The following is a 9,928-nucleotide window of genomic DNA, read 5'->3' as shown; positions in this document are numbered from 1 at the left end:
GGCTTAACTGACTGGCATTAGGCTTGATGGCCGCCTTCTTTTTTTAAAGTGGCCTGCTGTGATCGTCTTTATTTAACGTTAACAGCGCCACGAAACTCACCAGCGCGGTGCCCATCACATACCACGCCGGAATATCTGCATTACCCGTCTGCTTCATCAATCCGGTAATAATCAGCCCCGCACAACCGGAAAACAGCGCATTTGAGAGTGAGTAGGCTAATCCAAGCCCGGTATAGCGCACACGCGTTGGGAACATTTCCGCCAGCATCGCGGGGCCGGGACCTGCAAGCATGCCAACCAAGGCACCCGCGACAAACACCACAGCTGCTTTGATCAGCAAGCCATTTTGTGGGTCTTGTAGTACTTTCAGCAGCGGGAATGCCAGCACCAGCAACAAGAAGGTCGCCAGTAGCATCACTGTGCGCCGTCCCACGCGATCGCTCAGAATACCCGCAGGCAGGATGGTGGCTGCAAAACCGAGATTAGAAATCACCGCAATCAGCAGCGCCTGGTTGAAGCCGGTATGCAGCGCAGCCTGTAAATAGGTGGGCATGATCACCAGATAGGTATAGCCCGCTGCGGACCACACCATCAGTCGTCCGATTCCCAGCACAATGGCGCGCACAGTGGCGCTGACCGACGCGCTTTCTGCATCTGTTGCTTGCTCAAACTGTGGAGACTCTTCTAAGCCAGACCGTAGCCAAAGTGCAATCGCTCCAAGAGGCAGTGCGAGCAGGAAAGGAATGCGCCAGCCCCAGGCACTCATTGCCGCATCTCCTACCATCAGCGGCAAAACGGCCACCACGGCCACGCCTGCCAGCAGGCCAAACGCCACGGTCAGAGACTGCCAGGCGCCGTAAAAGCCGCGCTTGCCGGGAGGCGCAAACTCCGTCATCAGTGAAACTGCGCCGCCGTACTCTCCGCCAGCAAACAACCCTTGCAGGATGCGTAACGCGGTAATCAGCAGCGGTGCGGCAACGCCAATCGAGGCGTAAACCGGCACCAGACCCATCGCGACTGTGGCGAGCGTCATCAAAATCAGCACAGCGATCAGCACCGGTTTGCGTCCATAGCGATCGCCAAGCCTGCCGAACAGAATCGCGCCTAACGGGCGGAAAAAGAAAGCCACGGCGAATGCTGCATAGGTCAGGATCAGACTGGTGAGGGCACTTTCGCCCTCAAGCTGGAAGAAGTTTTTAGCCATCAGCGTGGCCATAAAACCGTAAACGGCGAATTCATACCACTCAATAAAATTGCCGACGGATCCGGCAATGAGCACGCGTTTGTGTGCCGCAGAAAGAGACATGACGTTTTCCTATCAACAAAGGTCAGTGAACATCCTGCGGTCTGGCCGTTATTGTGACAACCGCTGGTGCTAATCTGCTGCTGAAAATCGCTGTGGGTTCAAAGTTTTAATTATCGAGTGGCTGAAAACCACGCTTCGTTTTACAAACCCTCTTCAAAATGAATCGCTTCCTTTACTTCTCTTAATGCAGATTGCAACTCATGCAGGCTTACAGACCCCAGCGCCAGTCGGATAGCCTGCGGTACGATGGAGGAAGTGCTGAAAGGTTCTGCGGTTGATACCGAAATCCCACTCTGCAGTAAACGTTTCATGACGCGCTCCGCCCGAGCCTCACCGGGTAATACAATCCAGATAAAATACGCATTCAGATGGCCATAGCAGGTAAAAGTGTGCAAGATCTTTCGCGCCAGGGCCTGACGTTGCTGGGCATCATTTCGTTTCTCTTCCTCAAGTTGAGCAATGTAACCCTCTCGCAACCAGTCGCAGAGGATGGAAGTCATTAATGCGGGTGTGTTCCAGCTAGTGGCGCGAATCGCGCGTTCCAGTGCATCACGATGTTCCGCAGGACACACTACGGCACCAACTCTCAACCCCGTCGCCACGTTCTTAGAAAAACCAGTGACATATATCGTACGTTCAGGAGCGTAATACGCCAGTGGTGCTGGCGCCGTTTGAGCGAGGTAGGCGTAAGCAGCATCCTCAATGATCAGCAAATTGTATTTTCGCGCGATTGAGCTGATTTTTTCTCTTTGATCATTGTTCAAGACCCACCCCAGCGGATTATGCAATGTAGGCATGGTGTAAATGGCGCGAACCCGCCTGCTTTGGCAGACTGTTTCCAAAGCCACAAGATCAGGGCCTGAAGGATTGACTGGGATAGGGACTAGCTCCAGATGGTACAGGCTGGCCAACACCTTAAAGCCCGGATAAGTCAGAGCATCAACCGCGACAACATCACCCGGTCTCAATAAACCCATTACGGTTATCGCCAAACCATGTTGCGCGCCGTTAACGATGAGAACGTTTTCGGCTTGCGGAACAAGACCCATATTGCTCAGGTAAAAGGCAACCGCTTCACGGTCGTTCAAACGCCCGGCATAAGGCTGATAGCGCAATAACGATTCGATGTCACCGCGTGTCGCAAGTTGTCGCAGCGCACTGCGTAGTCGGTCAGCTTGCTCTGGCAGGGAAGGGGTATTGAAATTCAGATCTAATACATCTGGTGCAACTCGCTGTTGGTCATCACCTGATCCCAGTGGGCGCAAAATTTCCCTGACAAAGGTTCCCCGACCTGTTTCTCCGCTCACCAGCCCCATGGCTTCCAGCTCATTGTAAATACGTGTTGCGGTGGCTAATGAGATAGCGCGTTGACTGGCGAGAGCTCTGTGCGTGGGCAATCGTGTCCCTGCGGGCAAATGGCCGAGTTGTATCGCGCTGGCGAATTCATCAACGATGACTTTATAGCGGGCCTTCATCTAATGTATCCATGACAATTTTTTGATTGTCTTTAATGCTGTCATTTACGCTCTGAAGCGTCAACGGTGGGTAAGTCAATGAATCAAGGTGGCGTTTATGGCAAGTAGCAGCAACACAAGCGTGTGTCACGCTTGCAATTCTGGATTAAAAGGATGGATAAGCGGATTCATCGGGATGATTATTTTTAGTGGGTCATTACCGGCTACGCGCGTGGCAGTAAAAAGTTTTGACCCCTTCTTCCTAACCTTCATGCGTGCTTCCATAGCGGGAATGTTGGCGCTTCTGCTGATTTTCGCTCTAAGGCAACGCAGGCCTGCCCTCAGCCAGCTTTTCTCCTTGTTTATCGTCGCACTCGGTGTCGTAGTAGGTTTTCCTTTGCTCACTGCACTGGCGTTACAGCATGTCAGCTCCGCACATTCCATCGTTTTTATCGGATTGCTTCCAATGTCTACCGCGTTTTTTGCTGTCATTCGCGGAGGCGAACGACCACGAAGAGCATTCTGGTTCTTTTCCACTATCGGGTGTCTATTGGTCATGGGATTTGCGCTGGCGCAAAGTGCCGCGGTTTCACTTACCGGTGATATCCTGATGCTCGCAGCGACGTTAGTTTGTGGCCTGGGTTATGCGGAAGGCGCGATGCTTACTCGTCATCTGGGCGGCTGGCAGGTCATATGCTGGTCACTGATTCTTTCACTGCCGATCATGCTGCTGGCAACAGTGATGACTGTTCCTATGCGTTTTTCACCTGTTCAGGCGTCAGCATGGTGGGCTTTAGGTTATGTATCGCTGTTCAGTATGCTGATTGGTTTCATTTTTTGGTACAGAGGTTTGGCAGCCGGTGGCATCGCCAGCGTAGGTCAACTTCAGCTATTACAGCCTTTCTTTGGCCTCAGTTTTTCGGCTTTATTGCTCCATGAATCCATCAATCCATCGATGCTGGCGGTGACGGCAGCCGTTGTATGTTGTTTGGCCGCCGCGCGTAAATTTGGGCGATAGCTTTACAGAAAACTAACGAAGCTTGCGCAGTTGTTAAGCGCAAGGTAAAAATTCTTAAAATAAAGCGCTCCGCTCGCTGTTTTTCCCGTTAAACTGCATTTCTTGTCGATCAGATTTTTCCAGTGAATGAATTATTACTCACCTGATGATAGCCATCTGAAGCGGCGTTCGCAGCGCTTCGTGCGTCGTATGTTTATCATGCGCCAGCTTGGCACAATTTTATGTTTCTTCCCGATTCTCTCGGTATTGATGGAGATGAATCGCGGTGTGGCGTTCAGCGCCCTGTTATTTATCAATGCGTTTATCTGGCCGTGGGTGGCTTATCGCCGGGCATTGCGTGCAGAAGACTCCACCGGCACCGAACGCCATAACTTAACGCTGGACGCGGCATTCGGTGGGATTTGGGTGGCGCTGATGGCGCTCAGTCCGCTTCCTTCGTTCATTATCATGGCCGTGCTGGCCTCGGATCGTTATGCGGCAGGGGGCGCAGCGCAGTTAATCGCTGCCATGCAGGCGTTCCTCTGCGCTTTCGTTATGGTCTGGCTGGTGGATGGCGCGGGCGTCCATCTCGCATTCAGCCCGCAAACCGTCTGGCTGACATTGCCGCTGGCGACCTGCTATATGCTGGTACTGAGCGTGACGTCTTATAATTTGACCTGGCAATTGCGTAAACGAAACCGGGAGCTGGAGCGTATCGCGTTAATGGACCCTGGTCTGGAAATCCCTAACCGCCGTCTGTTTGAACGCCGCCTGGAGAGTGAATTCCTGAGTACGCGTCGTGGCGAAAGTGCGGGCTATCTGTTGCTGATGGATCTCGATTATTTCAAGTCGGTGAACGATACCTGGGGCCACGAAGCCGGGGATTTTTTGCTGGCTGAGATATCAGCGCTGCTTCGCAATCATGTGGGATTACAGGATATTCCCGCGCGTTTCGGCGGCGATGAGCTGGGTGTGATTGTGCATCACGCGACCGATGAGTCGGTGGTTGCGCTGGCAAATCGCTTAAAGGAAAAAATCGCCCAGGTGCGCCTGCCGGCGTCGGCAGAGTTTCGCTGTTCGGTGAGCATCGGCATTGCTTCAGCCGCCAATGCCGAGTCTTTGCGCCATTGGCTACGCCATGCAGATGAAGCGTTATACGAGGTAAAACGCGCCGGACGAAATGGAGTGCGGCTGTGGGTACCGCCGCAACCGCCATTGGCCGGCGCCGCCTGATCAGGCAAACGTCGGCTCGCAATTCACCGGGAAGTTGAGTGAATTCGCCACATAACAGGCTTCATGTGCCTGATGATGTAACTCACGCGCGCGATCCGCATCTGTCGGATCGCGCAGCGTAATATGCGGCTTCAGCGTGATCTGCGTGAAACGACCCCGCGCCCCTTCCACCATGGTGCCTTCCGCGACATCCTCATAAGCTTCCACCACAATGCCCGCGTCCGCGCACAGGTGCAGATACCACAGCTTGTGACAGGCTGAGGCCGAAGCCAGCAATAACTCTTCAGGATTCCAGCGCGTGGCGTCGCCACGAAAGGCCGGATCGGCGCTCAAAGGCGTCGTGGGTTTGCCGTCTGCCAGCATCTCACTGTTACGATCGTAAGCGGTGTAAGAGGAGGTGCCGGTGCCGCGATTGCCGGTCCAGCGGACCGTGACCTGATAGTGGTGTTCCCGTGCCATAGCTGAAGCTCCTTTTGTGGGGTAATCGACGGTCAGTTTACTGTGTTTGCTGGCGCGGCGGGAAGGCTCTGATCAGCCGCCGCGCGTCAAATCCTCAATATCCAGCGTTTCGGTCTGGCAAATGGAAATCAGGCTGGCGGCTTCTTCACTGAGCCGTACAAAGGTATGACGCATCGTACTGTCGATGTAGGCGCTGTCACCATGCGCCAGCCGCAGCGGTGCGTAGAGTTGCGTATGCAACATCACTTCGCCTGACAAAACATAAATGAACTCTTCACCGGCATGTTGAGACCAGGCTTCCGGCGGCGGCAACTCGCGTGTCTCAATTCCCATCACCACCGGGATCATCCCTTTCACCAGCAGTTCGGCGGCGTGCACTTCATAGCGAAAATAGGGATTGGTAAAGGCCAATCCTTTACCGGCCAGTGTGTAAGTGCGGCGGCCCTGAATGGCGGTGCTCGCCACCGAAGGCAGGGGCAACTCTTCGGCGAACAGTTCTGCCAGAGAGTAATCAAACGCGCTGGCAATCTTGGCAATGGTATCGAATGAAGCGGAGACCTGACCTTTTTCAATCTTCGAGAGCGTCGAAATCGAGACGCCACTCAACTCGGCGACCTGCTCCAGCGTCAATTCTCGCGCCTGACGTATCGTTTTGATTCGCAGTCCAAAATCTTGTTCGCCGGTTAAGGCGGCGCCCAGCCCGGAGGCTTCATGCTGTCGGGTGGTTTTCATTGGCAATGATTCTTCTGCTGAGTGAACTGGACAGTTAATTTCTCACATATGATAAAAATTATCACATAAGAAAATTGTATTGGTCTAAATGTGAGCAGAGTAGCAGTTTAAAAGAAAACTTCTGGGAGCTGCTATGAACATAACCACCATCGCCAGCATTACGCTGCCCGCGTTTTACGATAAAGCCCGTAACCTCAACAACCTGCTGAGTTGGATGGAACAGGCGGCACAGGCAGGTGCCGAGCTGGTGGTGTTTCCGGAGCAGGTTTTGCAAGGCTATCTGCCGGATACGCTCAACTGGAACGGTGAAGCAGTGGCGTGGCAAATGGCGCAAGCCGAAGTGGTGACAGAAGGTGAGAGCGTGCAGGCAATGCAAAAGCTCGCCACGCAACTGGGCTTGCATGTGGTTTTTGGCATGACCGAGCGCCATCCTGAACGTGCCGAAGTGCTGTTTAACAGCGCGGTGCTATTGGGGCCAGAGGGTTTAATCGGCGTATATCGCAAAGTGCATCAGCCGGGCGATGAGAAACATGTTTACTATCCCGGCAGCGATTTCCCGGTATTTCCTACGCCAATTGGCCGCATTGGCATGTTGATCTGTTACGACAAAGTGTTCCCGGAAAGCACCCGCGAGCTGGCGCTAAAAGGCGCAGACATCATGATCATGCCCACCGCATGGGGCTATGCGGGCGATGGCAGTGCAGGCGATGCCGATCCGATGGTCGATAGCTACACGCTGTTTGGCCGCGTGCGCGCGCTGGAAAATCAGTGCTGGATGATCGAATCCAATCTGTGCGGCCAGCACGGCAATCTTCACTATCACGGCCACAGCCGCATCATCGATCCGCTCGGTCATATCGTCGCCGACAGTGGCACCACGGAAGGTATGGCGATTGCCCGTGTTGAGGTGCAATCCGCCATTCTGCGCGCCCGCAGCAGTGACTATCTCGGCTATCACTTCCTAAAAGATTACATTCCGGTGCAGGCCCCGCCTTCGCCGCTGACGGTTCACAATCGCCACGCGCGACCTTTGGGGGAAAACCATGAGTAAAGTTCTGGAAGCCGCTGGCATCCACAAAAGCTATCCCACGCCGGAAGGGGAGGTGACGGTGCTGCGTAACCTCAACTTCCACGCCAATCGCAATGAATTCGTCTCTTTTGTCGGACCCAGCGGCTGCGGCAAATCGACGTTGTTCAACATCATCACCGGGCTGTTGATGCCGGACAGCGGCAGCATTCTGCTGAAGAATCGCGAAACCACCGGCACACCGTCACCAGAACTTGGTTACGTGCTGCAAAAAGACCTGCTGTTTCCGTGGCGTACGGTGATCGACAACGTGATCCTCGGGCTGGAGGTGCGCGGCATGCCCAAAGCGCAGGCACGAGCGAAAGCGCGTGAACTGTTCGAGCTCTACAAGATGACCGGTTACGAGCAGAAGTATCCGTCGCAGCTTTCCGGCGGGATGAAACAGCGTGTGGCATTGATGCGCACCATGGTCACCAACCCGGAAATCATCCTGATGGATGAGGCTTATAAAGCGCTGGACTACCCGCTCAAAATTTCGCTGGAAAGTGAATTGCTGAGTGTGGTGAAAGAGCAGCACAAGACGGTGATCTTCATTACGCATGATATCGAAGAGGCGGTCACGCTGTCGGATCGCGTCTATGTGATGAAGGCGCGTCCCGGTGAAATTGTGCAGGAGATTGAGGTCGATCTGGGCACGGAGAGCCTGTCGATTCCCGAACGCCGCCTGTCGCCGCGTTTCAATGAGTATTACGAGCATATCTGGCGCAGCATCGGCATCCAGCCTGAGCCGGTTAACTAACGAGAGGACGACATGACAATGAACTCAGTGTCTACACGCCCCACGGTTGCGGCGACGGCCAATCGCAGTTCGCGAGAAACCTTTTTCCGCTCTGCTAACGCACGCCGCTACACGCTGCTGTTCTTACAGGTGGCGATTGTGGTGATGCTGCTGGGAGGGTGGGAACTCGGTGTGCGCAGTGGCAACATCAACGCTTTCCTGTTCTCCAGCCCCTCGCAGGTGTGGGAGGTGCTGGTCCAGCGCTTCCAGTCCGGTGAAATGGTGACCGATGTGCGCGTCACCGCCGTTGGAACCCTGGTGGGGTTTGCCGTGGGCGCGATTGGCGGCTCAATCCTCGGCCTGCTGCTGTGGTATTCGCGTTTTATCTCTGACCTGGCTGCGCCGTTTATCGCTGCCATTGGCTCAATCCCGGTGCTGGCGATTGCGCCGATGACCATCATCTGGTTCGGCACGGAGATGCTTTCCAAAGTGGTGATTGTGGCATTTTCCTGCGTGGTGGTGTCGCTGACCACCTCTTATAAAGGCGCGATGAGCACCGATCCTGACCTCATCAACCTATTGCGATCCTTCAACGCCGGACGCGGCATCATCTTCTTCAAGCTGGTGGTGCCATCCGCGATGTTGTGGGTGCTGTCAGGCTTACGCCTCAACGTTGGCTTCGCACTGGTGGGCGCCATCGTGGGTGAATACATCTCTTCGGATAGCGGCGTGGGTCACATGATCCTGCTGGGTAGCTCCAATTTCGGTATGAACATTGTGCTGGCTGGCATCGTGCTGGTCATGCTGATGATGCTGTGTTTCAACGCGCTGGTGGCATTTATTGAACGCCTCATTCTCTCCTGGGACAGGAAATAATCATGAAAAAATTCCGTTTAGCTACGATCTCTGCCGCAGTTTGTCTGGCTTCTTTGGTGAGTGCGCACGCGGCTGACACGCCGGTGCGCATCAACCAGGCGTTTCAATCGCTGCTCTATCTGCCGCTGTATGTGGCGCAAGAGCAGGGCTTTTTTAAACAGCAGGGCGTTGATGTCAAAATCAGTACCGGCGGCGGTGGGGCGCAATCCTGGGCGGCGGTGATTGGCGGCTCGGCAGATTTCTCGATTCAGGATCCGGTGTTTGTACCTAAAACCCGTGAAAACGGCGGTAAAGGCGTGGTGGTGGCCGGAGTACAGAACGCGCCAACCATCTTCATCTTCGGCAAAGAAGCGGCTTCCTTGCAGGACAATTTGTCACTGCTCGCGGGGAAACGTGTGGTGACCAGCCCGCAACCTGATACCACCTGGGCGTTTATGAGTTATCTGATCAAACAGAACAACCTCAAAGACGTGAAGCTGGTGCATGTGGCGATTGGTAATGAAATCCCGGCGGTGGCGGCAGGTCGTGCAGATTACGCGTTAGCGGCGGAGCCACAGGTCACCATGGCCGAAAAGCAAAACGGCTTGCATGTGGCTTACTCGTTCTCCGCCGCACAATCCTGGTATCCGTTTGCCTTCTCCAGCCTGACGACCACGCAACAATATATCGATAAGAATCCACAGGCCGCGCAGGCCGTCGTGACTGCCTTTGAACAGGCCTCGCGCTTTATCTACAAGCATCCGGCTGAGTCGGTGACCATTGCACGTAAATACTTCCCGGCGTTGCCCGAAGAGGTGGTGAAAACCGCCGTGCAGCGTGAAATCGATGCCAAAGGCTATCCAGAGAACGTGCTGGTGTCGCAGAAGGCCTGGGATAACAACATGAACATCGCGCTGTATGCCAAAAACATCAAAGCCTATCCCTCTGAAGCCACGTCATATCAGAACAACGTGAACACGGCGCTGGCGACAAAGGCCAAAGAAGCGGTTGATGCGATGGGTGATAAATAAGCCATTACCGACTTTCGACAGGTTATGGGCGTACCGTATGAAGTGAACCCCGAAAG

10 protein-coding genes are annotated in these 9,928 nt (G+C 54.4%); 6 read left to right on the top strand and 4 right to left on the bottom strand.

All coding sequences use genetic code 11. The features are described from left to right. Positions 1 to 43: 43 nt before the first annotated feature. Both VH86_RS23785 and VH86_RS23780 read right to left on the bottom strand, forming a co-directional pair. Positions 44 to 1,306, bottom strand: a complete 1,263-nt coding sequence (locus VH86_RS23785; RefSeq protein WP_045834339.1) for an MFS transporter — start codon at positions 1,304 to 1,306, stop codon at positions 44 to 46. A gap of 140 nt (positions 1,307 to 1,446) precedes the next feature. Beyond that, positions 1,447 to 2,781, bottom strand: coding sequence for a PLP-dependent aminotransferase family protein (locus VH86_RS23780; protein ID WP_045834338.1), 1,335 nt, complete (start codon positions 2,779 to 2,781; stop codon positions 1,447 to 1,449). Between the two features lie 97 nt (positions 2,782 to 2,878). Here VH86_RS23780 and VH86_RS23775 point away from each other — a divergent pair, with 97 nt between their 5' ends. Together VH86_RS23775 and VH86_RS23770 are read left to right on the top strand one after the other, a co-directional pair. Next, positions 2,879 to 3,778: a DMT family transporter gene (locus tag VH86_RS23775; protein WP_045834337.1), complete on the top strand. Its 900-nt coding sequence runs from the start codon at positions 2,879 to 2,881 to the stop codon at positions 3,776 to 3,778. A 126-nt stretch (positions 3,779 to 3,904) separates the two neighbouring features. Beyond that, positions 3,905 to 4,990, top strand: a complete 1,086-nt coding sequence (locus tag VH86_RS23770; protein WP_045834336.1) for a diguanylate cyclase — start codon at positions 3,905 to 3,907, stop codon at positions 4,988 to 4,990. Here the strand turns inward: VH86_RS23770 and VH86_RS23765 are convergent, their stop codons facing one another. After that, positions 4,991 to 5,449 (bottom strand): OsmC family protein, encoded by a 459-nt coding sequence (locus VH86_RS23765; RefSeq protein WP_045834335.1) that lies wholly within the window; start codon positions 5,447 to 5,449, stop codon positions 4,991 to 4,993. 72 nt (positions 5,450 to 5,521) lie between these two features. Continuing rightward, positions 5,522 to 6,181: a helix-turn-helix transcriptional regulator gene (locus tag VH86_RS23760; RefSeq protein WP_045834334.1), complete on the bottom strand. Its 660-nt coding sequence runs from the start codon at positions 6,179 to 6,181 to the stop codon at positions 5,522 to 5,524. Between the two features lie 133 nt (positions 6,182 to 6,314). Here VH86_RS23760 and VH86_RS23755 point away from each other — a divergent pair, with 133 nt between their 5' ends. The 4 genes from VH86_RS23755 to VH86_RS23740 are packed head-to-tail and all read left to right on the top strand — an operon-like array spanning position 6,315 to position 9,872. After that, positions 6,315 to 7,232, top strand: coding sequence for a carbon-nitrogen hydrolase family protein (locus VH86_RS23755; RefSeq protein WP_045834333.1), 918 nt, complete (start codon positions 6,315 to 6,317; stop codon positions 7,230 to 7,232). Continuing rightward, positions 7,225 to 8,007 (top strand): ABC transporter ATP-binding protein, encoded by a 783-nt coding sequence (locus VH86_RS23750; RefSeq protein ID WP_045834332.1) that lies wholly within the window; start codon positions 7,225 to 7,227, stop codon positions 8,005 to 8,007. Before VH86_RS23755 ends, VH86_RS23750 begins: the two co-directional genes overlap by 8 nt. A gap of 12 nt (positions 8,008 to 8,019) precedes the next feature. Then, a complete protein-coding gene (locus VH86_RS23745; protein WP_045834331.1) occupies positions 8,020 to 8,862 on the top strand; it encodes an ABC transporter permease in 843 nt (280 codons plus the stop codon). A gap of 2 nt (positions 8,863 to 8,864) precedes the next feature. Next, positions 8,865 to 9,872 (top strand): ABC transporter substrate-binding protein, encoded by a 1,008-nt coding sequence (locus VH86_RS23740; RefSeq protein WP_045834330.1) that lies wholly within the window; start codon positions 8,865 to 8,867, stop codon positions 9,870 to 9,872. The last annotated feature ends 56 nt before the right edge of the window (positions 9,873 to 9,928 follow it).

The sequence above is a fragment of the Pantoea sp. BL1 genome (genome assembly GCF_000963985.1).
Taxonomy (GTDB): Bacteria; Pseudomonadota; Gammaproteobacteria; order Enterobacterales; family Enterobacteriaceae; genus Pantoea; species Pantoea rwandensis_B.
This window is presented reverse-complemented; position numbering and strand designations above follow the sequence as displayed.

Bases quoted from the DNA above. Each gene is read 5' to 3' on its own strand.
- VH86_RS23785 (WP_045834339.1), bottom strand. From the start codon at position 1,306: ATGTCTCTTTCTGCGGCACACAAACGCGTGCTCATTGCCGGATCCGTC.
- VH86_RS23780 (WP_045834338.1), bottom strand. From the start codon at position 2,781: ATGAAGGCCCGCTATAAAGTCATCGTTGATGAATTCGCCAGCGCGATA.
- VH86_RS23775 (WP_045834337.1), top strand. From the start codon at position 2,879: ATGGCAAGTAGCAGCAACACAAGCGTGTGTCACGCTTGCAATTCTGGA.
- VH86_RS23770 (WP_045834336.1), top strand. From the start codon at position 3,905: ATGAATTATTACTCACCTGATGATAGCCATCTGAAGCGGCGTTCGCAG.
- VH86_RS23765 (WP_045834335.1), bottom strand. From the start codon at position 5,449: ATGGCACGGGAACACCACTATCAGGTCACGGTCCGCTGGACCGGCAAT.
- VH86_RS23760 (WP_045834334.1), bottom strand. From the start codon at position 6,181: ATGAAAACCACCCGACAGCATGAAGCCTCCGGGCTGGGCGCCGCCTTA.
- VH86_RS23755 (WP_045834333.1), top strand. From the start codon at position 6,315: ATGAACATAACCACCATCGCCAGCATTACGCTGCCCGCGTTTTACGAT.
- VH86_RS23750 (WP_045834332.1), top strand. From the start codon at position 7,225: ATGAGTAAAGTTCTGGAAGCCGCTGGCATCCACAAAAGCTATCCCACG.
- VH86_RS23745 (WP_045834331.1), top strand. From the start codon at position 8,020: ATGACAATGAACTCAGTGTCTACACGCCCCACGGTTGCGGCGACGGCC.
- VH86_RS23740 (WP_045834330.1), top strand. From the start codon at position 8,865: ATGAAAAAATTCCGTTTAGCTACGATCTCTGCCGCAGTTTGTCTGGCT.